The 26,931-nt window shown below is 30.8% G+C and carries 31 protein-coding genes and 2 tRNA genes; 3 read left to right on the top strand and 30 right to left on the bottom strand.

Annotated elements, in window-relative coordinates; translation table 11 throughout:
- Positions 1 to 8: 8 nt before the first annotated feature.
- The 8 genes from ACY3JO_RS05255 to ACY3JO_RS05220 all read right to left on the bottom strand — a co-directional run bounded on the left by ACY3JO_RS05255 (position 9) and on the right by ACY3JO_RS05220 (position 4,582).
- Positions 9 to 1,058 carry a response regulator gene (locus ACY3JO_RS05255; protein WP_463084000.1) on the bottom strand — a complete coding sequence of 350 codons (1,050 nt, stop codon included), beginning with the start codon at positions 1,056 to 1,058 and terminating at the stop codon, positions 9 to 11.
- Complete coding sequence (locus ACY3JO_RS05250) at positions 1,033 to 2,994, bottom strand: ATP-binding response regulator (RefSeq protein WP_463083999.1); 1,962 nt, start codon at positions 2,992 to 2,994, stop codon at positions 1,033 to 1,035. Before ACY3JO_RS05250 ends, ACY3JO_RS05255 begins: the two co-directional genes overlap by 26 nt.
- An 8-nt stretch (positions 2,995 to 3,002) precedes the next feature.
- A complete protein-coding gene (locus tag ACY3JO_RS05245) occupies positions 3,003 to 3,188 on the bottom strand; it encodes a hypothetical protein (RefSeq protein ID WP_463083998.1) in 186 nt (61 codons plus the stop codon).
- 8 nt (positions 3,189 to 3,196) lie between these two features.
- Positions 3,197 to 3,385 carry a hypothetical protein gene (locus tag ACY3JO_RS05240; protein ID WP_463083997.1) on the bottom strand — a complete coding sequence of 63 codons (189 nt, stop codon included), beginning with the start codon at positions 3,383 to 3,385 and terminating at the stop codon, positions 3,197 to 3,199.
- A gap of 115 nt (positions 3,386 to 3,500) precedes the next feature.
- Positions 3,501 to 3,576, bottom strand: a tRNA-Glu gene (locus ACY3JO_RS05235).
- Positions 3,577 to 3,587: 11 nt separating this feature from the next.
- Positions 3,588 to 3,662 (bottom strand) — tRNA-Gln (locus ACY3JO_RS05230).
- A gap of 376 nt (positions 3,663 to 4,038) precedes the next feature.
- A complete protein-coding gene (locus ACY3JO_RS05225) occupies positions 4,039 to 4,194 on the bottom strand; it encodes a hypothetical protein (RefSeq protein ID WP_463083996.1) in 156 nt (51 codons plus the stop codon).
- Complete coding sequence (locus tag ACY3JO_RS05220) at positions 4,187 to 4,582, bottom strand: ImmA/IrrE family metallo-endopeptidase (protein WP_463083995.1); 396 nt, start codon at positions 4,580 to 4,582, stop codon at positions 4,187 to 4,189. The genes ACY3JO_RS05225 and ACY3JO_RS05220 overlap by 8 nt, the downstream gene beginning before the upstream one ends.
- Positions 4,583 to 5,055: 473 nt before the next feature.
- On the opposite strand from ACY3JO_RS05220, the gene ACY3JO_RS05215 reads away from it, so the two are divergent.
- On the top strand, positions 5,056 to 5,304 hold the full coding sequence (locus ACY3JO_RS05215; protein ID WP_463083994.1) for a hypothetical protein: 249 nt from the start codon (positions 5,056 to 5,058) through the stop codon (positions 5,302 to 5,304).
- Positions 5,305 to 5,603: 299 nt separating this feature from the next.
- Positions 5,604 to 6,239, top strand: a complete 636-nt coding sequence (locus ACY3JO_RS05210) for a hypothetical protein (RefSeq protein WP_463083993.1) — start codon at positions 5,604 to 5,606, stop codon at positions 6,237 to 6,239.
- A 370-nt stretch (positions 6,240 to 6,609) separates the two neighbouring features.
- Here ACY3JO_RS05210 and ACY3JO_RS05205 read toward each other — a convergent pair whose 3' ends face one another.
- From ACY3JO_RS05205 to ACY3JO_RS05195, 3 genes are all read right to left on the bottom strand, one after another.
- A complete protein-coding gene (locus ACY3JO_RS05205; protein ID WP_463083992.1) occupies positions 6,610 to 6,801 on the bottom strand; it encodes a hypothetical protein in 192 nt (63 codons plus the stop codon).
- Between the two features lie 677 nt (positions 6,802 to 7,478).
- Complete coding sequence (locus ACY3JO_RS05200; protein WP_463083991.1) at positions 7,479 to 8,192, bottom strand: hypothetical protein; 714 nt, start codon at positions 8,190 to 8,192, stop codon at positions 7,479 to 7,481.
- 91 nt (positions 8,193 to 8,283) lie between these two features.
- Positions 8,284 to 9,084, bottom strand: a complete 801-nt coding sequence (locus tag ACY3JO_RS05195; RefSeq protein ID WP_463083990.1) for a S4 domain-containing protein — start codon at positions 9,082 to 9,084, stop codon at positions 8,284 to 8,286.
- Positions 9,085 to 9,156: 72 nt separating this feature from the next.
- Here ACY3JO_RS05195 and ACY3JO_RS05190 point away from each other — a divergent pair, with 72 nt between their 5' ends.
- A complete protein-coding gene (locus tag ACY3JO_RS05190) occupies positions 9,157 to 10,092 on the top strand; it encodes a D-alanine--D-alanine ligase family protein (RefSeq protein WP_463083989.1) in 936 nt (311 codons plus the stop codon).
- Here ACY3JO_RS05190 and lgt read toward each other — a convergent pair whose 3' ends face one another.
- From lgt to ACY3JO_RS05095, 19 genes are all read right to left on the bottom strand, one after another.
- Positions 10,093 to 10,926, bottom strand: coding sequence for a prolipoprotein diacylglyceryl transferase (lgt, locus tag ACY3JO_RS05185; protein WP_463083988.1), 834 nt, complete (start codon positions 10,924 to 10,926; stop codon positions 10,093 to 10,095). It abuts the gene before it with no gap.
- A 22-nt stretch (positions 10,927 to 10,948) separates the two neighbouring features.
- Entirely contained in the window at positions 10,949 to 11,341 is a 393-nt protein-coding gene (locus tag ACY3JO_RS05180) for a signal peptidase II (protein WP_463083987.1), read from the bottom strand.
- On the bottom strand, positions 11,338 to 11,787 hold the full coding sequence (locus ACY3JO_RS05175; protein ID WP_463083986.1) for an N-acetyltransferase: 450 nt from the start codon (positions 11,785 to 11,787) through the stop codon (positions 11,338 to 11,340). The genes ACY3JO_RS05180 and ACY3JO_RS05175 overlap by 4 nt, the downstream gene beginning before the upstream one ends.
- Positions 11,784 to 12,677, bottom strand: coding sequence for a signal recognition particle-docking protein FtsY (ftsY, locus tag ACY3JO_RS05170; protein ID WP_463083985.1), 894 nt, complete (start codon positions 12,675 to 12,677; stop codon positions 11,784 to 11,786). Before ftsY ends, ACY3JO_RS05175 begins: the two co-directional genes overlap by 4 nt.
- On the bottom strand, positions 12,674 to 15,934 hold the full coding sequence (locus ACY3JO_RS05165) for an AAA family ATPase (protein WP_463083984.1): 3,261 nt from the start codon (positions 15,932 to 15,934) through the stop codon (positions 12,674 to 12,676). The genes ftsY and ACY3JO_RS05165 overlap by 4 nt, the downstream gene beginning before the upstream one ends.
- A complete protein-coding gene (rnc, locus tag ACY3JO_RS05160) occupies positions 15,921 to 16,628 on the bottom strand; it encodes a ribonuclease III (RefSeq protein WP_463083983.1) in 708 nt (235 codons plus the stop codon). The genes ACY3JO_RS05165 and rnc overlap by 14 nt, the downstream gene beginning before the upstream one ends.
- Positions 16,625 to 17,866 (bottom strand): beta-ketoacyl-ACP synthase II, encoded by a 1,242-nt coding sequence (gene fabF, locus ACY3JO_RS05155; RefSeq protein ID WP_463083982.1) that lies wholly within the window; start codon positions 17,864 to 17,866, stop codon positions 16,625 to 16,627. The genes rnc and fabF overlap by 4 nt, the downstream gene beginning before the upstream one ends.
- A gap of 62 nt (positions 17,867 to 17,928) precedes the next feature.
- Positions 17,929 to 18,168: an acyl carrier protein gene (acpP, locus tag ACY3JO_RS05150; RefSeq protein WP_148805450.1), complete on the bottom strand. Its 240-nt coding sequence runs from the start codon at positions 18,166 to 18,168 to the stop codon at positions 17,929 to 17,931.
- A 44-nt stretch (positions 18,169 to 18,212) separates the two neighbouring features.
- Positions 18,213 to 18,953, bottom strand: a complete 741-nt coding sequence (fabG, locus tag ACY3JO_RS05145) for a 3-oxoacyl-[acyl-carrier-protein] reductase (protein WP_463083981.1) — start codon at positions 18,951 to 18,953, stop codon at positions 18,213 to 18,215.
- A complete protein-coding gene (fabD, locus tag ACY3JO_RS05140; RefSeq protein WP_463083980.1) occupies positions 18,947 to 19,870 on the bottom strand; it encodes an ACP S-malonyltransferase in 924 nt (307 codons plus the stop codon). Before fabD ends, fabG begins: the two co-directional genes overlap by 7 nt.
- Positions 19,871 to 19,893: 23 nt before the next feature.
- The gene (locus ACY3JO_RS05135; RefSeq protein WP_463083979.1) at positions 19,894 to 20,886 is read right to left on the bottom strand and encodes a beta-ketoacyl-ACP synthase III; all 993 of its coding nucleotides are present in this window, start codon (positions 20,884 to 20,886) and stop codon (positions 19,894 to 19,896) included.
- Between the two features lie 16 nt (positions 20,887 to 20,902).
- Positions 20,903 to 21,094: a 50S ribosomal protein L32 gene (rpmF, locus tag ACY3JO_RS05130; RefSeq protein WP_463083978.1), complete on the bottom strand. Its 192-nt coding sequence runs from the start codon at positions 21,092 to 21,094 to the stop codon at positions 20,903 to 20,905.
- Positions 21,095 to 21,096: 2 nt separating this feature from the next.
- Complete coding sequence (locus ACY3JO_RS05125) at positions 21,097 to 21,633, bottom strand: YceD family protein (protein ID WP_463083977.1); 537 nt, start codon at positions 21,631 to 21,633, stop codon at positions 21,097 to 21,099.
- A gap of 15 nt (positions 21,634 to 21,648) precedes the next feature.
- Positions 21,649 to 22,848, bottom strand: coding sequence for an acetate/propionate family kinase (locus ACY3JO_RS05120; RefSeq protein ID WP_463083976.1), 1,200 nt, complete (start codon positions 22,846 to 22,848; stop codon positions 21,649 to 21,651).
- A gap of 92 nt (positions 22,849 to 22,940) precedes the next feature.
- On the bottom strand, positions 22,941 to 23,582 hold the full coding sequence (locus ACY3JO_RS05115; protein ID WP_463083975.1) for a CBS and ACT domain-containing protein: 642 nt from the start codon (positions 23,580 to 23,582) through the stop codon (positions 22,941 to 22,943).
- 6 nt (positions 23,583 to 23,588) lie between these two features.
- Entirely contained in the window at positions 23,589 to 24,293 is a 705-nt protein-coding gene (locus ACY3JO_RS05110) for an ABC transporter ATP-binding protein (RefSeq protein WP_463083974.1), read from the bottom strand.
- Positions 24,280 to 25,059, bottom strand: a complete 780-nt coding sequence (locus ACY3JO_RS05105; RefSeq protein ID WP_463083973.1) for an ABC transporter ATP-binding protein — start codon at positions 25,057 to 25,059, stop codon at positions 24,280 to 24,282. The genes ACY3JO_RS05110 and ACY3JO_RS05105 overlap by 14 nt, the downstream gene beginning before the upstream one ends.
- On the bottom strand, positions 25,059 to 26,036 hold the full coding sequence (locus tag ACY3JO_RS05100) for a branched-chain amino acid ABC transporter permease (RefSeq protein ID WP_463085653.1): 978 nt from the start codon (positions 26,034 to 26,036) through the stop codon (positions 25,059 to 25,061). The genes ACY3JO_RS05105 and ACY3JO_RS05100 overlap by 1 nt, the downstream gene beginning before the upstream one ends.
- Positions 26,036 to 26,914, bottom strand: coding sequence for a branched-chain amino acid ABC transporter permease (locus ACY3JO_RS05095; RefSeq protein WP_463083972.1), 879 nt, complete (start codon positions 26,912 to 26,914; stop codon positions 26,036 to 26,038). Before ACY3JO_RS05095 ends, ACY3JO_RS05100 begins: the two co-directional genes overlap by 1 nt.
- Positions 26,915 to 26,931 lie beyond the last annotated feature (17 nt).

The following is a 26,931-nucleotide window of genomic DNA, read 5'->3' as shown; positions in this document are numbered from 1 at the left end:
GAATTATGCTATTCCCTTCTTAAATGAAGTTTATATTTTTCTACAACCTCTTCTCTTATCTCAAATAGTGCATTTACAACATCAGGATTATAAAATTTCCCAGACAAAGCTTTTATTTCTTCTAAAACCTCTTCTATAGGTCTTTCTGGTTTATAAGGTCTCTTACTTGTCATAGCATCAATACTATCAGCAACTCCTACAATGGCACCACTTATAGGAATTTCCTTACCAGAAAGTCTTTTTGGATATCCTGATCCATTCCATCTTTCATGATGTGTTAATGCAATTTCTGCACCCTTTTTAAGAATAGATGATGAACTTCCATTTAAAATCTCATATCCTATCAAAGTATGTTTTTTCATTATTTCATATTCATATGGAGAAAGTTTTGCAGGCTTTAAAAGAATACTATCAGGAATTCCAATTTTCCCTATATCATGGAGAGGAGCAGAAAGCCTAATTTCACTTACTTCTAACTCATCAAGACCTAATTTTTCTGCTAATTTTCCAGAAAGCCAGCCTACTCTTAAAGTATGTTCATAGGTTTCATCATCCCTATATTCAGAAACCTTATACATAATACTCAAAACTTCCATAGTAAAATCTTTATTTTTATTTATTAATTCTTCAATAGTCTTCTGAGATAACTCTTTCTCGGAAAAAAGAGAAACTACTAAAGAATGTCTGAATTTATGAAAAGGAAGATATTTCTCTGCCAAAAGGATTTTTGCATATAGTTCAGAAAGATCAATAGGTTTTGTTATATAATCATCTGCTCCTGCTAAGGCTGATTTTTTCATCATATCTAAATCTTTATATGCTGTAAGCATAATTACCACAACAGGATAACCCAAATCTCTTATTCTCTTTGTAGCTTCTAAACCATTCATTATAGGCATAGAGATATCCATTAAAATTATATCAACTTCATTATCTTTCAAAATTTCCAATGCTTTCTTCCCATTTTCTGCCTCTATTACTTCGTAGTTTTTACTTTGTAGAAATTTTACGATGAATTTTCTTGATTCTATATCATCTTCTACTATCATTATTTTCATGATTTATTATCCTCCTTATTACATAAAAAATAATATTCTTTTTACCAGCCAGTTTATTGATGTTTCCCAGAATAACTTCTGAGGATAAAAATTCTTCTTCATTTAAGAGAATCAAAAATGTATCATAAAAATAAAGATCGTTTATTGTCAGATTGTAAAATTCCCTTAAGAGATATTCTTTATTTAATTTTTCCAAAATTCTTTTTGCTAAAGAAATATATTCCTTGGTATTTTCAGAATAAATTAAAAGAACCTTATTACCCAAAAGTATTTTTATTTTTTCTTCAACTTCTCTGATATCTGTTCCCTTCTCAATAAAACTCTCTTCTAAATCTCTTCTCCTTGCTCCTGTGTAGAAAATAAATTTTGTATTTTTTAATATTGGTTCTTCTTTTAATCTTTTGATAAGCTCTTCACCACTTATATCTGGAAGACCCAGGGTTGTAATTACCACATCAGGTGTATGCTCCAATGCTTTGATATAACCTTCTTCTCCATTCTCTGCTTCAATAATGCTGAAATCTTTCAATATCTTTTTAAGAAGATTTCTTGTTTCTTTATCTTTATCTATAATAAGTACTTGAACATGCTCTTTCTGCTCAAAAGATGGTGGGCGAATTAGTCTTGGTATCTCAATCCTAAAAATAGACCCCTTATCCACCTCACTTTCCACGTGTATACTTCCTTTAAGAAGCTCAACAAACTTTTTAACAATAGCAAGTCCTAAACCAGAGCTTTCTGAGGTTCTCTCTCCAAAGAAAGGCTCAAATATGTGAGGAATATTTTCTGAGGGTATACCTTTCCCTGTATCCTTTACTTCTATTATTATCTTATCCTTTGTTACCTCTAACCTTCCTCTTACTTCTCCTTTCTCTGTATATTTCACAGCATTAGAAAGAAGATTTGAGACTATAGTAATTAAAATATTATAATCAGATGAGAAAGGAGAATCACCGATAAAATCGAAACTAAACTCCAATCCTTTCTCTTTTGCAAGATTTCTATAATTATCAATTATTTGATATAAGTTTTCAAAATATATAAGCTCTGATTTAACTGATATCCTCCCCGTTTCAGCTCGTGAAAGATCAATAAGATTATCAATAAGTTCTTTACTTCTTAATACTCCAGTTTTTATTGCTTCAATTGGCTCTTCTAAGTGAGAGATATCACCATATACTCCTGATTCCATAAGTTGAAGATTTCCATAAATCACATTAAGAGGTGTTTTTAACTCATGAGATATAGCCCTCATAAAGTTTACTCTATACTCATCTAATTGTTTTATCTTTTCTAAAGAATCATTAAGTTCTTTTTTTAAAATTAATTCCTGAAGTCTACTTGTAAGACTAAATAATATATTTCTTAATGTTTCTCTGTTTGTCTCCTCAAGTCTATTATAAAAGATGGATGTATCTAAAATACCAATGTTATTCCAATTCTTATAAAAATTAATATCCTCAGGAAGCTCTTCCTTTGTTTTATATATAAGTTTATTCTTATTAAATATTACAAAATCTTCTTCGGAACTCAGATCAAGAATTTTAGGCAATTCTTTTAATCTTTTCAACAATTCATTAATAGAATTAGATTCTATCAATAACTGTCGAATTTTATCTATTTTCTTAAATAAAATCTCATTCTTAGTGATCTTTTTATATAACTCTTCTATCTCCCCACCATATTTATATACTAAATTCTCTATCTCTCTAAAAGGTATAAAAACTTTTTCTATCATTGCTCCTAAAACAAAAATTACTGCACTTGAAACAAGAAAGGCATGCCCAATTACAAATTGATTTGTAAAGAGATTTTCCCCATAAGATGTAAAAGTAAGATCTGAAAGTCCTGCAAAAAAGAGTCCTAAGGATAAAGGTTTCACATGTCTTGAAAGATAGGATGAGATAAAAAGAATACACGCATATAATATCTCCAAAAAAGATTTTAGAAAAGTTGTTTTTCCTTCAACATAAAAATCTTGTCAGGAATATATAAAGAAAGAATAATAAGCAAAATAGATAAAACAAGAGGGCTATACAAAGCTTTCTTAAAAAACCAAGGAGTTTCTTTCTTATTTAGAAGATAAACAGTAACAAAACTTCCAATTGCAAAAAGTCCCCTTAAATACATCCAATATTCTACTGAAAGTCCAGGAAATGATTGATAAATCCAGGATAAAGCATGGCATGAATTCCTTCTAATATAGCAGTCCCCAACACTAAAAAACCAAAAAATATGGTAGAAGAATCTTTTCTTTTTTTAGGAAGAATGGAAAAAAGAATAAAAATCACATAATAAGAGAAAATAACAGTATTTTCCCAAACCATATGAGTAATAAAATCATATTCTAAAAAGGTCCCCCAGAGAAAGATTACAATAAAAGAGGTTATACCTGTGAGAATGTAAAAAAGAAAACTTTTATTTATATTTTCACCTTCTTTTTGGTGGCCCTACGGGGATTCGAACCCCGGTTTTTGGGTTGAGAACCCAACGTCCTGGTCCACTAGACGATAGGGCCACTTTATTTTATGGCTGGGGAGGATGGACTCGAACCATCCCTACCTGATCCAGAGTCAGGCGTCCTACCAGCTAGACGACTCCCCAATTTTTACCCTATCTATAATATATTAAGAAATGAGAATTTGTCAAGATTTGGGACTACCTCTTCTAAGTCTTCTCCATCAATAAATATAACATAAAAACTATTTAGTTCTACTAAGTAGCAAAATATCATCAGTTAACCCTCTCTCATCTTATTAGCACTCATCCTTCATATCATCAATTTACAAATATCCCTTTTCTTTAAATCATTTCTTATTTAGTGCTCAATTTAGCATAAGTAGATGATATTAAAGAAGTTAAAACATATTAAATTTTTCTTCTTCAGTAAGAAATGTTCAAAAGAAAAATAAGAATTAATAATATGGAAACTCCCTTTAAAAGTTTAATTTCACTTTCCCTTCATTATTATTCTTCTTTTTTAACCTTTATCGTTTTTTCCCCATTTTGCTATTGCTTCAATGGAGCTTTTTTCAGCTATAACCTCTAAATAATTCGCTATTTTTCTTAATTCTTTCCTGATTTCTACAAGCTCTTTTAGGATTACTTGAATTAATTCTTCTTCTCTATTACTCATTAACATTCCCCCTTAAACTTTCTTGTATCTTTGGAATTTTTATATAAAATTTTATCACTTCTTCATCCACATCAAAGTACTCCGCAAGCTCCCAAACCTCTGTTATTCCTTTTTTTATTGCATCCAAAAATTTTTCCTCTGGAATAAGATAAAATACTTGCCACTTTTTGGCTCTATATTCTTTTCTTGAAATCTCAATTTTTTCTCTATAACTTTCTGGGTTTTTGTTGTTGTATGTTGAGCCTGTAAAGTAGTGTCCAAGTTCTTCAGTGAGAACACATTTTAATTTTCTATTGGTTTTATCAATTTCCTTTTTTAAGCCAATAACTTTACATCCATCTACTTCTACATACACGCCCAGTAAGTATTCTGGAAAATCCCACCACATCAAATTATTATAGAATTAAACAAAGAAAGAAAAACTTAAGATTTTTAATATCACTTCCAACAACTATGGATTTAAGGCAAATTAGGTAAGATTCTATAAAGGGGGTTAGAGATGAAAATTAAGAAGAAAAAAGATGTATTTAAATTACTTGTATTTTCATAATATAAAGCTTTATGTTAACGATAGTAAAATCTGAGAACATAACATTAGAATATAAGATGCTATTTACAGAGATAAAAATTATATGAGTAATAGTGGAATAGAAATACAAAAAAAAGCAGATAAAGTAAGTTTACCATTTTTGCGAATTTACAAAACAAATATTAGAAAGATATAATGGACATCAAGCATTAGGAAATAATGAATCTAAATATAATACTATACTTATTATAAAAGTAAAATGGGTACCTTTAGGTACTAAATATATATTTGGAGGCTATTTATACAAAGGAGCAGAAATAGAAGGTGATATAGTGCTTCAAATAAAAGATAAAAGTTTCAATTGGAATTTTTATGGGGCAATTTATCTAACCTTTTCTATTAGGTTGCTTATTCCTGGATCTTATGGTCCAAATGATGCACTTTTTAATAATGTTTTTAAAGAAGGATATTACAAAGGAATAATGAAGGTATTAGGAGATGCAAGAGGAATTAATCCATTAATTTATGCATTGAAAGATGAAAAATCCTTATGTTCACATAGCAGATGCAAAAGCACCTGAGAAAATAACAGGTATGAAATTTGGGGAGAGTTTTGAAGAATGGCAAAAGTGGTAGGTGAAAAATAAGGATAAATTTATTAAAGGAAAATAGTTGATAGATTATAAGAAGAATAAAGAGAAAACTATCAAGATTAAATATAGGTGATAAATACTTTAATAACTAATAAATAGAAATGTTCAAGTATATATTCAAATTTTTTGAACAGTTTCAAATTTGCTTCCAATGTGTAATAAAAAGTACCAATATTTTCATCTCCTTATTAAAAGAGGATAGATTATCAGAAAATGAGGTGAGATATATGAAATCTAAGGGAGGGAAATATGTAAAGGAAAAATTAATCCTTTTTATTGCTGTAATAGTATTTTTTGGGGGATCTAAACTTATAAATATAACTCGGGCATTTACACATCATTACATTACTTCTCTTAATGGACTAAAACCAACAATTATATTTACAAATACCTTAATAACTATTGCACAAAGTTCAAATTTAACAGCATCCAAGATACGACCTGAAACAGGGACTTTTATAAAAGACTCTCCAAGAGATGGTTACTGTATACTTACCATCAAAAACCAGCTAAATAATACCGATGCGATAGCTATTCTTACCCCACTTGGATCTAAAAATCCCCTAATTGCTGTATATATAAGGTCAAGAGATTCCTTTACTATAAAAGGGATAAGAGATGGGACATATGAACTTTATTTCTCTTTAGGAGAGGAATGGGATGATAAGATAAGAAGATTTACCAAAAAAGCCATATATGAACATTTTGAAGATCCACTTATATTTGAAACTATTTATGAAAAGTATTCTACGTACATTTCTATAAAATACACTCATTTAGAGGTAACTTTATACGAAGTGATTGGAGGTAACACAAAAACCAAAAGGATTTCAGAGAAGGAATTTCCAGACTTAAGACCTTAGATTTTACAAGAAAAAAGACAAGAGGGATATGAAGGAATAATAGGGAAAGGATAAATAAGGTCTAAATAGGTACGGACATAGGTACCAGTATAAAGAAATAAGTAAAAATAAAGGATTAGATGAATAGATATGAATAAAAAGAAAAGGAAAGATTATATTTTTTTGAAAAGCAAATTTAAAAAACCAAATTAAAAAAATTCTTATATTGAATAATACAATGAGAAAAATTGCATAGATTCTTGCAGGATTCTTTGTCTTTGTATTAAAGTAATCTCTTCCTCCCCTTTTTATATCCCCAAATACACTCTCTATTCTATTTTACATCTACCCTGAAGGTCTCTTTTCTATCTCCTTTATTAATTCTATGATGTCATATGCTTTGTCTCCTACAAAATATTCTCCATTTAGCTCTATCCCTTCCCTTAAAATGTTTTTTGCTATCCTTACTTACCCCTATCATTACTTCTGCCCTTATGTGAGGCTTTATCATCCTTATCTTGTTCCACCTATTACCATAAATTTTCTCTATCTCCCTTCCTACATATTCTAAAAGCTCCTCCAATGTCTTCTCATCTACTTTCTTGAATCTGTAATGAAGATTTGAGATGTAAGGTACCTTCTTTATCCTCTCTTTTAATTCACTCCTTAAATCTCTAAAAGAAAGTCCTCTTGATATCATAAAAAGAAGAGAGGAAAAAATAAGTTCATCTGAATATTTCTTTGGTCTTCCTTTTTTCCAATTCTTTTCTCTCTTCTTCTTTATACAGTTAAATCTCTCTTATTTTCAATATCATTTGCTTTTTGAACTGCCTCTGATTTGGGGCTACTTTTTTTCTACTCTATACTAACTATGATTTTTATCAACTTCTTTATCTTTAATATTACAATATTTAAAAATATTTAAAACAATAATAGCCCAAATAATGATAACAAAGAACCTTTTTAAGAAGGTAGACTCACCTTGTATAAAATTTTTCAGAACCTGTTTATAGCTTAATATGGTAAGGAAGGCTCTTTAGATCACTAAATAAGTTTGTTTCTTCTTCTCATATCTTCAAACTTAAAGGTTCATCTTCTCTTTCATCATAGTTATGCTAAGTTTCACCATTGCATTTTTATAATTTTTTGCAGGAAATTCTAATCTTTACTTGAATTTATTTTCTTTATCCTTGGTAATTTTCTTAATCATTTTCCATATAAATCTTTTCCTTGCTATAAGCCTTGTTAGATTCTAAACAATTATGCTGTAACTTTTTCATGAATATATATTTTAAAAATATCATGTATCATTATATTAATTTTTTCGCTTCTTTTTATTTCTACTAGATTAAAATCAGGTTCACCACAGACATCAACACCTAATACCTTATATTGAGAAAGGATATTCAAAATATTAAAAAATGAATCTAAATCCATCATTCCTTGCTCCCAATTCGTAAAGATATATTTTTTATCAAGTATGTCTTTATCAATACTTATATAGATAGGAAAGTTTATGTATTTTTTTAGAATATTAATATCACTTTTTATTATTTTCAATTTTCTAAATAAATTATCTTTAAAAGAAATGTTTTCATTATCAGTCACCACTACTACTTTTTCAATAAAGGGTAATCTTACTGTGTCTCTTATCCAAGATCCACAACTTATATATCCCTCAAAGGTTTCCATAAAATCCAAATGATGATCAATAACTACTAATTCAAAGGGAAATTTTATATTCCTTATAAAAAGATAGGTTAAATAGTGAAAATCACTTTTTCCTAAAAATTTAATTCCTTTATAATCAAAAGGAATTAATTTTTTAAATTCCTCTAATTTCTCATAGGAACACAGGTATCTGACCTGGAAAATATTATTAAAAGAAATCAACTTTCCTATAGAAAGAAGCTGATTTTGATTTGTATAAACATGGTCAAAATTTAATATTAAGGTAGGAAAATTGGTTGACATAATTTTCCTACCTCCTTAAGTAAATGTTAATTATTTAGAAATTTTTCTTACTGATACTTTCAAAGTGGCTAACATCTGTTATTCCATATTTTCATTTTTTAATCATTCTCTCAATTTCAATGTGAAATTTACCCCTTGATGTTTCCTTTATACCAAGAACTCTAAAACTACCAAGATTATTAACAGTTACTATATCTCCTATATTTAATTCATAAAAAGAATTCCGAATCTTTCTTCCATTGACCTCTACCCCACCACCTTTAATATAAGTTTGCATTTTACTTCTTGATATTCCAAGTGCAAAGCTCCCTATAGCATCCACCCGCTTAGAAGCTTCTGTGGTACGTAATATTTTAGATGGCTTTATACAACTTTGTAATTCACAAAAGCTTAATATTTTAAATTCAAAATTAGACTCATTAAAAACCTCTTCTATATCATCTCTAATTTCATTAGCGAAGATAATTTTCCAACCATCATGGTTTAGCCATATATCCCCAACTTTATCTAACGAAATACCCTTTTCCTTTAAAAATTCCAATATAAAATTGGAATTTATTTTTTTATAAGAAATCAGATTTATTCCTGCAAAATATTTACTTAAATCCAAATATTCTATCAATTCTATTTTATCAGAGATAAAACCTCTTTTCCTTTCAGCTCCACTTATACCACCTTCAAGTCTTGCATATAACATATTTTGAAAAAGAAAACTGATCTTTTGAAATAAATATTGTTCTGTAAGAGACAAAAAACATGTTGGATATATACCTCCTTTTTGCCCCACTCTTTGGAACACCTTATAAATTTCTCTTATCTTCTCTTTATCTTTCTCACTCTTTAAATCTTGAATAATATCTTCTAAATTTCTCATAATAATTAATAATATCACAAGAATCCCTTTTAAAAAAAGCTTCTTAAGGGTAAAATCTATAAATATATAATCCTTTTAAGAGGTGGAAAAATGAAGATAGGAGTTTTAATAGGTGTTAAATCTACAGAAAAAGAAATTGCCATGAAAACAGCCAAAAATGTTATTTCTGCTTTGAAGATTAAGGGTTATGAATATTGTGAAATACCTATTGATGAAAATATTGTTGAAAATATAAAAAGGGAAAAAATTGATGTAGCTATAATTTCAGCCCATGGTTTATATGGTGAGGATGGAACTATTCAGGGACTCTTAGAGCTTCTTGATATACCTTACGTAGGCTCTGGTGTCCTTGCCAGTGCATTAGCTTTAAATAAAGTTATGGCTAAAAAAATATTTCTATATCATAAAATACCTACCCCTAAATGGATTGAAGTTTCAAAAAAAGATATGGAAACAAAAGATTTGGAAAAAATCCTTGAAAACATAAAGGAACTAAAGAAACCCTGGATAGTTAAGCCCTCAAATCAAGGTTCCACAATAGGATTATCTATAGCAAATGATAAAGATGAATTAACAAAAGCTCTTGAATATGCCTTTAGATTTGATCAATATATTCTAATAGAAGAATTTATAAGGGGAAAGGAAATAACAGCAAGTATTTATGACATAGATAATACAATTTGCCTTCCTTTAATAGAAATTATTCCAAAAACAGGTTTTTACGATTATCAAACTAAATATACTCCAGGATTAAGTGAACATATTATTCCCGCAAGACTTTCTGAAGAAACTTACAAAAAAGCCCAAGAGCTTGGTGTTTTAGCTCACCAAGCTCTTGGTTGTAGACATCTTTCAAGAGTTGACATGATTGTAGAAGAAGACACACAAAATATATTCGTTTTAGAAGTAAATACTATTCCGGGTATGACAGAAACAAGCTTATATCCCGAATCTGCCAAAGCTTTTGGAATAGAATTTCCAGACCTCATTGATAGTTTCATAAAATCTGCCTTAAGAAGTATTTAATTACCTCTTATTCTTTTTTACTTTGGGCTCAGCTGAAATTTTTCTATATAATGGGCAACTTTGAGGTAAAAGTGGTAATCCTGACTTTCTCCTTCTATAAGCATAAATACCAAAAGCAATAAGCAATAAAGATACTGTCTGGGATCCTGTTAAGTATAAAAAGTTTCTTGGATTGTCTCTAAATATTTCTACAATAAAGAAAGCTAATGAATAATAGACAAAGAAATTAGTAGCTACCTCACCATCAAAAGTCTTTCTATTCTTAACTCTTAGTAAATATACAAAAACAATTAGGAAAGCAATTGTATAATAAAGCTCAGTAGCATGTCTATATCCATATATATTTGGGAATTTTACTCCCCAAAGCAATGGGGTTTCATATCCATAACAACAACCATTTAAAAAACAGCCAATTCTTCCAATTGAACTACCTATAGCAATACTTGGAGTAATAACATCTAAAAACTTCCAATAAGGGATTTTATGTCTCCAAAGATAAATCAACACCACAATTGTTGCTGCAAAAAATCCACCAAAGAATATTAATCCACCATCCCAAAGTTGCAATATTGATATGGGATTACCTTTATACGCATTCCAATATTTTATTACATAAACAATTCTCGCTCCTAAGATTCCTGAAATAATACTCCATACTGATACATTCAATACATGGTCTGGATCAATATCCTCTCTTTTTGCCCATCTCATTGCTAATAGAATTCCAATAAGGAAGCCTAAAGCTACTAAAGTGCCCCATGAATAAATTACAATTGGTCCAATTTTATACTTAAAAAATTGGAATTGGGGAATTGTAAACAATTTTGGGTACATTTTACTTCTCTACCTCCTTCATTTATCTTATTAGTTTTAGTAATAGAAAAAATCCTCCCAATGTAATAAAAACATCAGCCAAATTGAAAACAAAAAAATTTTTCATATGAATAAAGTCTATCACATAACCATAAAAAACTCTATCATACAAATTTCCTAAAAGTCCTCCTAATATAAATGCTATACCCAAAAAAATAAATTTCTTATATAGTATCAGGAGCACTATAAGGGCTAAAAAACTAAAAAAAATAAGAAAAAATCTCGGAATATATATTCCTAAAGCAGCACCATAATTATGCACAAGATTAAAGCTAATTATAAAATCCAATTTTATTCCATCAAAGAAATGACTATTGGCCATTTCTTTCGTTATTCTATCTATTAAAAAAAGAATAAGTATAATCCAGTATTTCATAAATAATATATTAAGGCAAATTCACCACAGTCTGGAAATTTTGGACATCTAACACAATCACTCCAAACCTTAAAGGGTAATGTTCTTTTATCAACCTCTACAAATCCCAACTTTTTAAAATACTCTGGAATATATGTAAGGGCAAGTACTCTCTTTAAACCAAGAAATTTTGCTTCATTTAGACAAGTAAATACAAGTTTTCTTCCATACCCCCTTCCTTCGTATTCTTTTTTAACAATAACTGACCTAACTTCTCCAAGGTCCTCCCAAATAATATGTAAAGCACAAGTACCTATAATTTTTTTATCTATCTCTAATATGTAAAAATCCCTAATATTTTCATAAAGATCACTTAAAGATCTCGGAAGAAGAAGACCTTTTTCAGCATATTCATTAATTAGTTTATGAATTTCAGGTACGTCTTGTATTTTCGCTTTTCTTATCATACTTCTACCCTCGGTAAGAAGGATTCTACAAATTCCTTAGGATCAAAGGGTTCAAAATCCTCTTTATCTTCACCTATACTTACAAACTTTACAGGTATTCTAAAGGTCTTTAAAATATTAATAATTACACCTCCTTTTGCGGTACCATCTAATTTAGTTAATATTACTCCGGTAAGATCAACAGCATTTCTAAAAGTCTCTACCTGTTTTATAACATTTTGACCTAAGGTAGCATCTACCACAATAAGATTCTCTGAAGCTTTATATCCTAAAGTTTTTTCAACAACTCTTTCAATCTTCTTCAACTCTTCTAAGAGATTACTCTTTGTGTGCATTCTTCCAGCAGTATCTACCAACAAAATATTTTTATTTCTCGCTTTAGCAGCTTCTATAGCATTATAAACAACCGATGCTGGGTCAGCTCCTTCTTTTTGAGCTATAACATCTACTCCTACTCTCTCTCCCCAAAGCTTAATTTGATCAATAGCTGCTGCCCTAAAAGTGTCTCCTGCAGCTATGATTGGAGAATAGCCCATATTTTTCAGATAATAAGCCATCTTACCAACTGCACTTGTTTTTCCTGTACCATTTACCCCTAAATATATAAAAACATTTATCTTTTCTGGAATAATATTAAGCTGAGAATTCATCCCATTAAAAATACTCAAAAAGAAATTAAACATAAATTCTCTAAGTTCAGAAGTGGATGTGATTTTTTGCTTTTTAATTTCATTAATTAACTGATTTGTCAATTCTAAACCTAAATCACTTTGAATGAGTTCCATTTCCAGTTCATCCAAAAGATCATCATCAATCCTAGAAAAGCTAAAAATATTCTGTAATTTCTCTGCAAATTTTTGCAATTTGGGTAACCTATTCCAAAAGCTCAATTTGCAACCACCTCTTCCAATTTCCAAGAAATTACTTGCGAAGAACCCTTATCATTTAAAGTCACACCATATATTATATCAGCAAATTGCATTAAAACAGGATTATGAGATATAAGAATAAATTGATTCTCTTTACTCAATTCCTTAATTTTCCTACCTAAAATCATGGCATTTTGATTATCCAGAGCAGAATCAATTTCATCCCAAAAGCAAAAATTAATATGAGCAAGTTCTACCGCAGAAAGCAAAATAGATATACCTACTAAACTTTTTTCTCCTCCAGAAAGCGTAATAATATTTCTCCAACTTTTCTTTTGAGAGGAAATTCTAAGTTTTATATCAGAAGTCAATGGATCATTTTCATTATCTAAGAAAATTTCAAGATTTGAATTAGGAAAGAAAAGTTGCCAATTTTTATTTGCTAAATCCTTAAATTGTAAGAAACAACCTACAAATCTTTTTTCAGCCTCTTCCCGCGTTTCCCTAATTATCTTTCTCAAAGAATTAATAGATCCATACACATCATCTATCTGTACAACAAGTTCTTTATATTTTTTCTCTTCTTCCTCCAATTTTGTTTTTGCCAAAAAGTTCACAGGGCCTAACTCTTCCAACTCTTTAACAAGATCTTTCTCTAAAATCCTTAGTTTTTCTTCGGGAAGATCTATTTTTAATTCCCAATCCCCCTGGTAATTATTCTCTATGTCTACTTCTAACTCTCTTATACGATTTAATAGATCTTTCTTTTTTTCCAAAAGAACAATCTCTTCTTCCCTGTTTTCTTGCCACTTCTTCTCTAATTCTTTAATATGAGTCGTAAGAAGACTCTGTTTTTCAAAAAACTCATTATTTTCTTCAAGTAACTTTCTCTTTTCTTCTAATAGCTCCTTTATTCTATTTTCTAAATAATTAATGTTTTTACCTAAATTGTATAAATCATCATCAATTTTCATTATCTCTTGATCTATATTTTTTATCCTTTTTTCAAGATAACTATATCTTTCCTGTAAATGATTAAACTCTTTTTCTAAAGCTATTTTTTGGATCTTACAACTTTCATACTTATCTCTCCATATTTTTATGTTCTTTTGTAAACTATCGATTTCATCCATGATAGCTTTTAATCTATCTTCTAAAAAAAGTGCCTCTCTTTCATATATTTCTAACTTTTTTCTTCTTTCCAATAGATTTTGTTTTTCATCTCTCTTTTTCTTAATTAGATTTTCAAGTTTTATAATTAATGGCTCTAATTTTATTCTTATCTCTTTCATTTTATCAATTTCATTTCTCAATATCTCTAAATCCCTTTTTAAGAATTTGTTGCTTTCAATAAGATCTCTTATCTTTTCTTCATTTTCTACAATAGACTTTTCTGACAATAGTGTAGCCTCAATATTGAACCTTATTCCCCCACTTATGGTTCCTGATGGCAAGAATACTTCCCCTTGAAGAGTAACAATTCTCCATCCATCATTAAGAATATCTTTATTCTCAACAGCAGAATCAAAATTATTAAAAATAATAACATTACCTAAAATATTTTTAACTAAATTATCATATTGACAATCATATTTCACAATATCAATTGCTCTAACCGCCACATTTTTCAGTTTTTCGGGAAGATCTTTAATTTTATCATATCTATTTAATGTTAATGGTCTAAAAGTAGCCCATCCAGCTCTTTTTTCTTTTAAAAAGTTAATTAATTCTTTTGCTGTTTTTTCATTATCCACAATTATGTCATATATAGTATTTCCTAAAAGATTATATAAAGCCTCTAAATATTCAAAGGGTATTTCTATAATGTTCTTAAAAATATCATGTATTTTCTCTCTTCTGTAATGGATAATTTCTCTTACACCACGGGGATAATTTTCTATTAAACTTTCCTTTAATTCACCTACAAGACTTTTTAACTTGTTTATCTCCACAATATTTTTCTCAAAAGTTTCTTCTTTTTTTCTAAATATCTTATTCTTTTCAATATAATCTCTTTCCAAACTCTCTCTATAATTTCTAAGATTAAATAATCTTTTTTCCCAATTTCTAATAACTATATCAATTTTCTCAATTTTATTATCTATAATCTCTACATTTTCATAGAAAAAAGAAAATTCAGAAAATTCTTTAATTCTTTGCTCCAATCTACTTTTTTCTATAATTTTCTCTTGTAAGGCATTTTCTCTATCTTTCAAAACATCAAAAATTTCATCATAATTTTCACTACTAATGCTTTCTAGTTTTTCCTCAATATCATTTGTTTGTGTTTCTACAAGATAAAGCTCTTTTTCTAAATCAGTCCTTTCTTCCCTTATACTTTTCAACCTTTCAGTTAGAAGATTTATCTTTTCCTCATTTCTACTTTTTTCAATACTCAATTTTTGAAGTTCATTATCTAAACTCTCCAAATATGCTTTTTTATCTTTCAAAATCTTATCTATATTTTCTTTTTCTCTTTGAAGCTCTTCCTTATTTAATAAGATAGAACCTACAACATTCTCAAGCTCCTTTAACCTTAAATCTATATTCTCAAATTCCTTCTTATATTTTTCAAGATTTTTTAAGGCTTTTTGCCATAAACAATATTTAAGAGACTCTCGAACGTCAGTAATCTTTTTATTTATCTCTTCATATTTTTGAGCCACCCTAGCTTCTTCTTTTAAAATATTCAAATTGTCTTCCATCTCTTTTCTCTTCTCTTCAAGTCTATTCCATTCATTTTCAACTACTTCTAACTTTAACAAAATATCCTTTACTCTCTCATGATAACCGGATATTCCAGCTATACTTTCAATGATTTCTCTTAACCTTTCATTTTCTTTTATTATTAAATCATCTATCTCTCCCTGACTCAAAAAAGCAAAGCTATATCTACCAAGACCAAGATTTAAAAAAAACATCTGAATATCTTTTAGTCTGACCAGTTTATTATTAATATAATAATTGCTTTCTTCCTCCCTATATAATTTTCTTGAAATTTCTATTTCCTCATCATCCAACTGCAAATACAAATCAACTTCCGCAAAATTTGAAGGAGGATGAAATTTATTTCCCCCAAAAATTACCTCATCTACTTTTTCTGCCCTCAAGGTTTTAACTCTCTGCTCTCCTAAGACCCACCTTATAGCATCTAAAATATTACTTTTACCACTACCATTAGGGCCAGTAATAACAGTAAAATTTTGAGAAAATGGTATTTTGGTTGATCCTATAAAAGATTTAAAATTGTGAAGTTCTAACCTTTTAAGATATATCATTTTTAATTTTCCTTAACCCCTCTTTTGCAGCCATAATTTCTGCTTCCCTTTTACTCTTACCTATACCTTCAGACCACTTTTCACTATCTACCCAAAGTTCTACATAAAAAGTTTTATTATGTTCTGGACCTTCCTCTTTTACCACCCTATATTGAGGTTCTTTTCCTTCTTTAAGAAGAATTGATCTTAATAGGTTTTTCCAATCTACTTCTAAATTTATATTTTTTATATCCTCCTCAAAAATTCTCCAAATAAAATCTTTCACAAAATCATATCCTTTATCTAAATATATTGCTCCAACGAAGGCCTCAAAAAGATCACACAACACAGATAGCTTATTTCTTCCTCCTTGTTTTTCTTCTCCTGTACCTAAAAATATTAGTCTATCTAATTCTAAAGCTTTTGCTTTTTTATATAACATCTCTTCTTTTACAAGAGAGATTCTCATCTGAGTTAATTTACCCTCTGTTGCATGCTTATAATAATCAAAAAGAAGATCAGTAATAACCATATTCAATACTGCATCGCCCAAAAATTCTAATCTTTGATTATCTATTTTAAGTTCGGGATTTTCATGCTTAAAAGATGGATGAATAAGAGCTTCTATAAGTAGCTTTTTATTACTAAATGAAAACCCAATATTTTTACCTATCTCTTGATTAATTTTATCTATATCTATTTTACTTTTTTTCATTCTTCAAATTTTTTAAAAATTAATGATGCATTTTGTCCACCAAAACCAAAAGAATTCTTTAAGGCATATTTTACTTCCCATTTCCTACTTACGTTGGGCACATAATCCAAATCACATTCTGGATCCTTTTCCTCATAATTTATAGTGGGATGTAACATACCGTTATATATGGATAACACTGTAGCAACAGATTCTACGGCTCCAGCAGCACCAAGTAAATGCCCTATCATAGATTTTGTAGAACTAACTGGAATATTATAAGCGTAATCCCCAAAGACTTTTTTAATCGCCAATGTTTCTATTTTATCATTTAATTTAGTTGAAGTACCATGAGCATTTATATAATTTATATCCCTTGGATCTATTTTAGCATCTTTTATTGCACGTTTTATAGAAAGAACAGCTCCATTTCCTCCTGGATCTGGCGCAGTTATATGATATGCATCGTCAGATGCTCCAAAACCCACAATTTCTGCATAAATTCTTGCTCCTCTCTTAAGAGCATGTTCCATTTCTTCAAGTATTAATATTCCTGCGCCTTCTCCCATAACAAAACCATCTCTTTTAGCATCAAAAGGTCTACTTGCTTTCTCTGGAGGATCATTCTGGGTAGAAAGAGCTTGTAAAGCACAAAAACCAGCTATTCCCATAGGAGTTATCGAAGCTTCTGATCCTCCAACAATGGCAAAATCCGCTTCACCAAAGGATACTAAGCGATAACCTATACCAATTGCATGGGCTGAAGATGCGCAAGCTGAAACAGGAGAGTAATTTGGACCTTTAAAACCAAAAAAGATAGAAATATTACCCGATGCTATATTTATAATAACCATAGGTATTAAAAAAGGACTTACCCTGTTTACACCCTTTTCAAATAAGACTCTAAATTGATTTTCTAAAGTTTCAAAACCACCTATTCCAGATGTAACAATCACAGCAGTATTTTCTTTTTCCTCTTCTGTAGGGTTCCAATTAGCATCTTCCATAGCAAGTTTTGTAGCAGCAATAGCAAATTGAGAAAATCTATCTAATCTTCTAGCTTCCTTTCTATCTATAAAATCTTCTGGGTTAAAATCTTTAACTTCTCCTGCAATTTTTGTTGGAAAATCATCTACAGAAAATTTAGTTATGTAGGATATTCCAGATCTCCCATTTATAATTCCATCCCAAAACTTATTTTTACCAATCCCAAGAGGTGAGATTACACCTATTCCAGTTACTACAACCCTTCGTCTCATCCATAAAACCCCCTTAATAAAAATGAGGGTACTGGATTTTTCCAGTACCCTTTCTACCATACTTATAATCTTTTCTCAATATATCTTACCACATCTCCTACAGTTTTAAATTTCTCTGCCTCTTCATCTTGTACATCAATACCAAACTCTTCTTCTAATGCCATAATTAGTTCTACAGCATCTAAGGAATCTGCACCTAAATCCTCCTGAATATTTGAATCCATAGTAACAAGATTCTCATCTACTCTAAGTTGATCTACAATTATTTTTTTGACTTTTTCAAAGATGGTAGCCTCATCCATTTTACAGTTCACCTCCTTCCTCTTGAGAAATTATATATCATCTTTTAGATTGCCAATCCTCCATCCACATTAAGAACTATTCCTGTAATATAAGAAGCCTCATCTGAAACTAAGAATTTTACAGCATTTGCCACATCTTCAGGATCCCCAAATCTGCCTAAGGGAATTTCATCTAAAACTTTCTTTTTCATTTCTTCAGAAATAACATCTGTCATTTCTGTTTTTATAAAACCAGGAGCAATCGCATTTACTGTAATACCCCTTGATGCTACCTCTCTTGCTACGGCCTTTGTAAAGCCTATAATACCAGCCTTAGCTGAGGCATAATTAGCTTGCCCAATATTACCTTTCAGCCCTACTACTGATGAAATATTAACAATTCTACCACTTCTCTGTTTCAACATAATTTTTAATGCAGATCTTGTACAAAGAAATACCCCTCTTAAATTCGTATTTATTACTTGATCCCATTCTTCACTTTTCATTCTTATTAGAAGATTATCTTTCGTAATTCCTGCATTATTGACTAATATATCTAATCTCCCCCATTTTTCAATAACAAAGCTGAACATCTTTTCAACTTCTTCCTCTACACTTACATCAGCTTGATAAATTTCTCCCTCTCCACCTAACTTTTTTAACTCCTCTAAGGTTTCCAATGCTGATTCTTTTTTGCCTCTATAATTGATGAGAACTTTAACTCCTTCTTTTCCGAGAGCAAGAACTATAGCTCTACCAATCCCTCTACCCCCACCAGTTACAACTGCAACTTTATCCTTTAACATCCTAATTCCCCCCTTAAAGTTTCTAAATCTTCTGGTTCTTCTATACCTAAAACTTTGACCTCTGGAATTATTTTCTTTATCAATCCTTGAAGTACCTTTCCTGGTCCAACCTCAACATAACAGTCTACACCTAAGTTATATATTTTATTTATTGCTTCAATCCATCTTACTGATCCTGTAAATTGTTTTATAAGTATATCCTTAACATTATTTTCTACAAAATCACATGTGATACTACTAAGCACATTATATTTAGGCTTATTAAAATTAAAACTGCTTAAGTAATCACTAAAAATCTCCTCAGCTTCTTTCATTAGAGGAGAATGAAAAGGTCCACTAACAGATAAAGGTACAACCCTTTTTATCTTATCCTTCATCTTCTTATACCATAAATCAAAAGCCTCTTTTTCTCCAGAAAGAACAATTTGTCCAGGTGAATTATAATTAGCAATAAATATATTCAAACCCTCTTTTTGAGATTCTTTTATACTATTTTCTATCTCTTCTAAATCTCCGCTAAGAATAGCCCACATTCCACCTTTAACCTTTTCTGCTACTTCACTCATTACTTCAGATCTCTTTTTTATTAGATTCAGACCATCCTCAAAATTATAAACCTCTGCATAATAAAAGGCAGAATATTCCCCTAAACTATGTCCTACTTCATATTCTGCCCAAATACCTTCTTTTTTCAAAAAATCTGATAACATGGCACTTACAGAAAAAATAGCTGGTTGAGATATTCTTGTATCCTTCAAAACCTCTTCAGGTCCATTTTGAACTTTATCAATAAAATCTTTACCTAATATCTTTTCTATAACTTGAAAGTAATATCTATATTCAGAGTTCTCTAAAAATGGGCTAAACATTCCCACATATTGAGATCCCTGTCCTGGAAAGACAAAACATACTTTCATAGGCTAAACCTCTCAACTTCATTTTAACTTTCAATATTTTTCCATCTTAATACGGCAGAACCCCAGGAAAGACCAGCACCAAAACCGACTAAAGCTAAAACATCTCCGTCTTTTATCTTACCTTCTAAAACAAGCTCTTCAAGAGCAAGTGGTATGGAAGCTGTAGAAGTATTACCATATTTATGTATGTTAATAGCGACTTTGTCAATAGGAATACCTAATCTCTCCGCTCCCGCTTCAATAATCCTGATATTTGCTTGGTGCGGAATAAGCCAATCTAAATCAGCAGGGGTTAGTCCTGCCTTTTTTAGAGATTCTTCTGTTGTTTCACCTAAGACTCTAACTGAAAATTTAAAAACTTCTCTTCCATTCATTTTTATATAATGAAGCTTATTCTTTAATACCTCTTCAGAACATGGATTTTTTGCACATCCTCCAGGGATTGCTAACAAATCAGCCCCTGATCCATCTAACTTAAGATCCCAAGAGATTAAACCATAACCATCACCTACTTCTCTTAAAACAACAGCGCCTGCACCATCCCCAAAAAGAACACAAGTATTTCTATCTTCCCAGTCAACAAATCTCGAAAGAACTTCTGTACCTATAACTAAAACTGTCCTAACATCTCCTGATCTAATAAATTGGGCACCTGTAATTAAAGAAGATACAAAACCAGTACAAGCACTAAGTAAATCAAAACCACCTGCATTTTTTGCCCCAATTTTATTTTGTATAACTGCAGCCATAGACGGAAAAATCATTTCTAAAGAAGCAGATGTAACAATAATAAGATCTACTTCCTCAGGTTCTACTTTAGCCATTTTTAATGCTCTTAATGCAGCTTCTGCTCCAAGATCTGATGGATTTACATTACTATCAGCTATATGTCTCTCTTTTATTCCTGTACGTATAGTAATCCATTCATCAGAAGTATCTACCATTTTCTCCAAATCATAATTCGTTAAAACCCTTGGAGGAACTACCGTCCCAATCCCTATTATCCCTACACCCATTTTAAATCTCCTTATATTATTCTTCCTTCTCTTCTTTTACCTTTAATACTTCCGTTCCCTCATAATAGCCGCAAAATGGACATATTCTATGAGGTCTTATCATTTTATGACAGTGAGAGCATTCTACTAACGCAACACCCCTTAGTTTATACCTCACCCATCTACGATCTCTTCTTGTAGTAGATAGTTTTTTCTTCGGAAGACCCATTGCTATTTCCCTCCCTTTTTATCTAAAAACTTTTTAAGTGGCTCCCATCTTGGATCAATCTTACTTTCTTTTGAACATTCACACTCACCTAAATTAAGGTCCTTTCCACATACTGGACATAATCCTTTACAATCGGGACGGCAGAGTGGTTTTACAGGTATATTTAATCTTATAACATCCTCAAGAAGAGGATCTAAAAAGAGACTCTCTTTTTCAAGTACAAATTTAAAATCTTCATCTTTTAACTCAATAACATCTCCAGGGCTTATGTTTCTTTGTATAGGAATATCCCATAAATATATTTCCTGAATCTTGGCTTCTAAATTATAAGGAAAATCTTTCAAACATCTACTGCATGCAAGACCTAATTTTGTCTTAATATTACCTTTTACTAATACTTCTTTACCTAAATTTATAAGCTTTAATCTTATATGAACAGGTTCTAAGAAAAGCAAATCTTCGTAATGAGGAATAAAATCTTCCTCGTAAATAAACTCCTTTCCTATCTCAGAATGTAAATCAGCAAGATAAATTTCCACAATACCACCTTCTTTTTATTTATTCCTTGCAATTTTAACTGTTTCTCTTGCAATCATTAACTCTTCATTAGTTGGTATTACCCATACCTCCGCCTTTGAATCAGGAGTACTTATCTTTAATTCTTCACCTTTTACTTTATTTTTCTCTGGATCAATCTTTACACCAAGATGTTCTAAACCTTCACATATTAAACTTCTCTCTAATGGTCCTCTTTCACCAACTCCAGCAGTGAATATTAAAACATCAAGTCCACCTAATATAGCATAATAGGCACCAATATATTTTTTAATTCTATAAGCAAAAACCTTTAAAGCCAACAAGGCTCTTTCATTACCTTTTTCAGCAGCTTCTCCCACATCTCTAAAATCACTACTTACTCCGGAAATACCTAAAATACCACTTTTCTTATTAAGAATGTTATCCATTTCTTTTGGAGATAAATTTTCCTTTTCCATCATAATAAGTGGGATCGCAGGATCAATATCACCACATCTTGTCCCCATAACTAGACCTTCTAACGGTGTATATCCCATACTAGTATCTATTGATTTACCATTTTTAATGGCTGTAATACTTGCCCCATTTCCAAGATGACAAGAAATAATTTTTAATTCTTCCAATGGTTTCCCAATTAATTGAGCAACTCTCCTTGAGACATAATAATGAGAAGTACCATGAAAACCATATCTTCTAATCTTGTATTTCTCATACCATTCATAAGGAAGGGCATAAATGTATGCTTCTTTTGGCATAGTTTGATGAAAGGCAGTATCAAATACTAAAACTTGTGGAGCTTCTGGTATCAAAGACATACAGGCCTCAACACCTTGTATGTTATATGGATTATGAAGAGGAGCTAAGTTTTCACATTCCTTTAATTTCTTATAAGTTTCTGGAGTCACTAAGGTAGCCTCAAAAAAGCTTTCTCCACCATGTACAACCCTATGTCCTACAGCATCAATATCATTAAGAGAACTTAATATTCCATCATTTTTATCTACCAACAACTTAAATATCTCTTCTATTGCTTTCCTATGAGTAGGCAAGGGTATCTCATAAATTTTTTTAGATTCTAAGCCTCTTTGATATACAATTCTTGAACCATCAAGGCCTATCCTTTCAGCAAGCCCCTTTGCTAATACACTCTCATCATTCATATCAAAAACCTGATACTTTACTGATGAACTTCCACAGTTCAAAACAAGTACTTTCATAGCTACCTCCTTTTCTACCTTGAAATTTATCCACGTAATTATACTATAGCAAGGAATGTTTCACAAGATTTACAAAAGATGTTAATATTTTTTTAAATTTTTCTTATATGTTCGACAGGAATATTATTCTTTCTAAATATCTCATTCACTAAAGCAAGATCTTCTGTCTCTAATCTGAGCACTAAAAAACCATAATCCTCAGAATCACTTGGAAAGGTAGCCATACTCATAATATTTATTCCTTTTTCAGCAATAAGATTTACAATTTTTGCTATTTCTCCAGGAGTATTTTTTATTCTTAATGTATATCTCAAACCTTTTTTACCATCTCCAAGCATCTCTATGAAAGCCTTAAAAATATCGCTTTCTGTTATTATTCCAACAACTTCTCCATTTTCTATAACAGGTAAAGCACTTATCTTATTATCTCTCATGATTAAAGCAGCCTCCTCAATAGGAGCATCTGCATCTACTGTTATAGGATTGGAAGTCATTGCATCTTTTACTTTTAATTTTTCTAAAAGATAATTGATTTCAAAAATACTTAAAGACGTAGCTTGAGATGGTGATACAGATCTTAAATCTCTTTCCGTTACAATACCTACAAGCTTTCCTTTTTCCATAACAAGTAATCTTCTTACTTGGGACTCTTGCATTATCTTCCATGCTTCCAAAATAGACGTATCAAGAGATACACTTATAGGATTTTTGGTCATTCGCATTCTAACAAGCATAATAAATCAACCTCCTAAGTAGGCCTTCTTAACGGCCTCATTATTAGCAATCTCCTCTGTTGGACCTGAAAGGACAATTTTTCCTGTTTCCATAACATATACCCTATGGGCAATGGAAAAAGCCATATTGGCATTTTGTTCTACAAGAAGGAGAGTTATTTTTTCTTCATTTATCTTTTTTAATACAGAAAAAATCTCTTGAACAAGTAAGGGGGCAAGTCCCATAGAAGGCTCATCAAGTAAAAGAAGTCTTGCATTAGACATTAAAGCTCTACCTATGGCAAGCATTTGTTGCTCTCCACCACTTAATGTTCCAGCTAATTGTTTTTGTCTTTCTCTAAGACGAGGAAAAAGATTATACACAAATTCTAAATTTTTTTCTACCACCTTTTTATCTTTAACAAGATAAGCACCCATTTCTAAATTCTCTTTTACAGTCATGTTAGGAAATACTCTTCTCCCCTCAGGAATATGAGCAATTCCAAGGGAAGCAATCTTATATGATGGTAATTTGGTAAGGTTTATTTCGTAAAAATAAATATCACCTTTTACTATTGGAGTTAATCTAAATAAAGAACGAAGGGTAGTTGTTTTACCTGCGCCATTGGCTCCAATAAGAGCAACTACTTCTCCTTCTTTAACATCAAGATTTATACCTTGTAAGGCTTTAATACCACCATAATAAACATGTAGATCTTTAATGGATAACACCTTTTACCTCCTTACCCAAATATGCCTCAATAACTCTTGGGTTATTTTTAACTTCTTCAGGTTTTCCTTCTGCAATTTTCATACCAAAATCTAATACAATTATTCTCTCACATATATTCATAACTACTTCCATATGGTGTTCAATAAGTAAGATGGTAAGATTGAATTTCTCTCTTATAGTAGATATCAAATTTACAAGCTCAAGAGACTCATTTAGATTCATACCAGCTGCAGGTTCATCTAAAAGTAAAAGGGAAGGCTCAGTGGCCATTGCTCTTGCTATTTCAAGTTTCCTCTGTTCTCCATAAGGGAGATTTTCTGCAATTTCATCTTTTCTTTTGTAGAGTCCAAAGAAATCTAAGTATTCTTCAGCCTTGTCCCTCTGAATACTTTCTTGTTGAATATACTTACGATTAGAAATTAAGGTATCAAACAAGGATGCATCATAAACTTTGTGCATGGCTATCATCACATTTTCTAAAACTGTTAGTTTTTTAAATAACCTTGGATTTTGAAATGTTCTCGCTATTCCCAGCTTTGTTACTTGATAGGGTTTCATACCTACTAAATTTTTTCCATTAAATACAATACTTCCTTTAATAGGTAGATAAAAACCGGTTATTAGATTAAAAACAGTTGTTTTTCCAGCCCCATTAGGACCAATTATTCCTAAAATCTCGTTTTTTTCTACTTCAAAGGAAAGATCTGAAACTGCCATCAGTCCCCCAAAGGCACAAGATAGATTTTTCACTTCTAAGACAGCCATTAGCTTATCCCTTTCCTTCTCAATAATTTATATAATCTGTAAAAGGAAATCTCTCTATTACCCATAAGTCCTGAAGGTCTTACAAGCATCATTATTATCAGTGTTAAAGAATAAATAATTAATCTCAAATGTGCAAAACCCCTTAGTGCTTCAGGAAGAACAGTTAAAACAAAGGCCCCAAAAATAGATCCCGTTATACTTCCAAGTCCTCCAAGTACAATCATGAGTAATATTTCCACAGATCTCATAAAAGTAAAACTACTAGGATGTAACATCATTAAGTAATGGGCAAAAAGTCCTCCTGCAATTCCAGCAAAAAAGGCACCTACAGAAAAGGCAAGTACTTTATAATAAGTAGTATTTATTCCCATGCTCTCAGAAGCTGTTTCATCTTCTCTTATAGATATTATTGCCCTACCATGAGATGAATTTATAATCCTGTATATAACCACAACAGCTATAAAAGCCCAAAAAGCAACCCAAGTTATATCAGTTAGTTTTGGTATACCAGGAAAACCTCTCGGTCCTCCTACCAAATCTAAATTTAAAATTGCAACCCTGATGATTTCACCAAAACCTAAAGTGGCTATGGCAAGATAATCCCCTTTAAGTCTTAAAGTAGGAATACCTATCATTAGTCCTAACAGAGCAGCAAACAAACCTCCAATAATAAGAAAAGCTAAAAATATAATACCTTGAGCCAAATCTCTTGGAAGAAAGCTTAACACATTTAATAGTTTCTCTCCTTGATAGACACTTAGGGCTGCACTAAAATATCCTCCCGCTGCCATAAACCCTGCATGTCCAATTGAGAATTGTCCTGTAAAACCATTTATCAAATTTAAACTTACTGCAAGAATAGAATTTATTCCATAAAATACTAAAATTTGATATATATAAGGATCCAAATTTTTACTTAATATAGAAAGAAATAATATTAATATTAATGTTAATAAGGTCAAAAGATTTCTTCTCATCACACCTTTTCCCTCATATATTTTCCTAAAAGTCCTGAAGGTCTAACTAAAAGAATTATTATAAGGATTATAAAAGCAACAGCATCTCTAACAGTAGATGATATAAAGGCAGAAACTAAAACTTCTGCAATTCCTAAAATAAACCCACCAAGCATGGCTCCTGGAATCATTCCAATACCTCCTAAAACAGCTGCCACAAATGCTTTTAAACCTGGCATAACTCCCATATAAGGTTCTATTTTATTAAAATATAATCCTACAAGTACCCCACCTGCAGCTGCTAAAGCAGACCCAAGAGCAAAAGTAAAGGAGATCACACTATCAATATTTATTCCAAGCATCAACGCCATTTCTTTATCTTGAGAAACAGCTCTCATAGCTTTTCCTATCTTTGTTCTCATAACAATAAATTGGAGAAGTATCATAAGAAGAATAGATATTAATAAAATTATAATTTGGCGATTAGTCAAAATAAGTCCACCTATATTGTATATATCTACAGGAATACTTTGGGGAAAAGATCTTGGTGACGCACCTACTATAAGCACCATTAAATTCTCTAAAAGAAATGAAACACCTATAGCTGTTATCAATAATGATATCCTTGGAGCTGTTCTTAAGGGTCTATAAGCAAATCTTTCTATAAGTATACCTATGACACTCGCACCAATCATTGCTACAACAAGCCCTAAAGCAAAAGGTAAATTCCAAGAACCTAAAGCAAAATAACCTATAAATGCTCCTACCATAAATATATCTCCATGAGCAAAATTAATAAGTCTTAATATACCATATACCATAGTATAGCCTAAAGCAATTAAGGCGTATATACTACCTAAGGATATTCCATTTATTATTTGCTGTAATATATCAACCATCTATCCACGCTCCATTT

It is taken from the genome of Dictyoglomus sp. LHC4 (genome assembly GCF_055181355.1).
The sequence above is the reverse complement of the archived record's forward strand: the minus strand, read 5'-3'. Positions and strand labels throughout refer to the sequence as shown.

What these genes read in the sequence shown, in the direction of transcription:
- ACY3JO_RS05255 (WP_463084000.1), bottom strand. Translation starts at nt 1,058, where the DNA reads ATGAAAATAATGATAGTAGAAGATGATATAGAATCAAGAAAATTCATC.
- ACY3JO_RS05245 (WP_463083998.1), bottom strand. Translation starts at nt 3,188, where the DNA reads ATGTATTTAAGGGGACTTTTTGCAATTGGAAGTTTTGTTACTGTTTAT.
- ACY3JO_RS05240 (WP_463083997.1), bottom strand. Translation starts at nt 3,385, where the DNA reads ATGGTTTGGGAAAATACTGTTATTTTCTCTTATTATGTGATTTTTATT.
- ACY3JO_RS05225 (WP_463083996.1), bottom strand. Translation starts at nt 4,194, where the DNA reads ATGAGTAATAGAGAAGAAGAATTAATTCAAGTAATCCTAAAAGAGCTT.
- ACY3JO_RS05220 (WP_463083995.1), bottom strand. Translation starts at nt 4,582, where the DNA reads ATGTGGTGGGATTTTCCAGAATACTTACTGGGCGTGTATGTAGAAGTA.
- ACY3JO_RS05210 (WP_463083993.1), top strand. Translation starts at nt 5,604, where the DNA reads ATGAAATCTAAGGGAGGGAAATATGTAAAGGAAAAATTAATCCTTTTT.
- ACY3JO_RS05200 (WP_463083991.1), bottom strand. Translation starts at nt 8,192, where the DNA reads ATGTCAACCAATTTTCCTACCTTAATATTAAATTTTGACCATGTTTAT.
- ACY3JO_RS05190 (WP_463083989.1), top strand. Translation starts at nt 9,157, where the DNA reads ATGAAGATAGGAGTTTTAATAGGTGTTAAATCTACAGAAAAAGAAATT.
- lgt (WP_463083988.1), bottom strand. Translation starts at nt 10,926, where the DNA reads ATGTACCCAAAATTGTTTACAATTCCCCAATTCCAATTTTTTAAGTAT.
- ACY3JO_RS05180 (WP_463083987.1), bottom strand. Translation starts at nt 11,341, where the DNA reads ATGAAATACTGGATTATACTTATTCTTTTTTTAATAGATAGAATAACG.
- ACY3JO_RS05175 (WP_463083986.1), bottom strand. Translation starts at nt 11,787, where the DNA reads ATGATAAGAAAAGCGAAAATACAAGACGTACCTGAAATTCATAAACTA.
- ACY3JO_RS05165 (WP_463083984.1), bottom strand. Translation starts at nt 15,934, where the DNA reads ATGATATATCTTAAAAGGTTAGAACTTCACAATTTTAAATCTTTTATA.
- rnc (WP_463083983.1), bottom strand. Translation starts at nt 16,628, where the DNA reads ATGAAAAAAAGTAAAATAGATATAGATAAAATTAATCAAGAGATAGGT.
- fabF (WP_463083982.1), bottom strand. Translation starts at nt 17,866, where the DNA reads ATGAGACGAAGGGTTGTAGTAACTGGAATAGGTGTAATCTCACCTCTT.
- acpP (WP_148805450.1), bottom strand. Translation starts at nt 18,168, where the DNA reads ATGGATGAGGCTACCATCTTTGAAAAAGTCAAAAAAATAATTGTAGAT.
- fabG (WP_463083981.1), bottom strand. Translation starts at nt 18,953, where the DNA reads ATGTTAAAGGATAAAGTTGCAGTTGTAACTGGTGGGGGTAGAGGGATT.
- fabD (WP_463083980.1), bottom strand. Translation starts at nt 19,870, where the DNA reads ATGAAAGTATGTTTTGTCTTTCCAGGACAGGGATCTCAATATGTGGGA.
- ACY3JO_RS05135 (WP_463083979.1), bottom strand. Translation starts at nt 20,886, where the DNA reads ATGGGTGTAGGGATAATAGGGATTGGGACGGTAGTTCCTCCAAGGGTT.
- rpmF (WP_463083978.1), bottom strand. Translation starts at nt 21,094, where the DNA reads ATGGGTCTTCCGAAGAAAAAACTATCTACTACAAGAAGAGATCGTAGA.
- ACY3JO_RS05120 (WP_463083976.1), bottom strand. Translation starts at nt 22,848, where the DNA reads ATGAAAGTACTTGTTTTGAACTGTGGAAGTTCATCAGTAAAGTATCAG.
- ACY3JO_RS05115 (WP_463083975.1), bottom strand. Translation starts at nt 23,582, where the DNA reads ATGCTTGTTAGAATGCGAATGACCAAAAATCCTATAAGTGTATCTCTT.
- ACY3JO_RS05105 (WP_463083973.1), bottom strand. Translation starts at nt 25,059, where the DNA reads ATGGCTGTCTTAGAAGTGAAAAATCTATCTTGTGCCTTTGGGGGACTG.
- ACY3JO_RS05100 (WP_463085653.1), bottom strand. Translation starts at nt 26,036, where the DNA reads ATGAGAAGAAATCTTTTGACCTTATTAACATTAATATTAATATTATTT.
- ACY3JO_RS05095 (WP_463083972.1), bottom strand. Translation starts at nt 26,914, where the DNA reads ATGGTTGATATATTACAGCAAATAATAAATGGAATATCCTTAGGTAGT.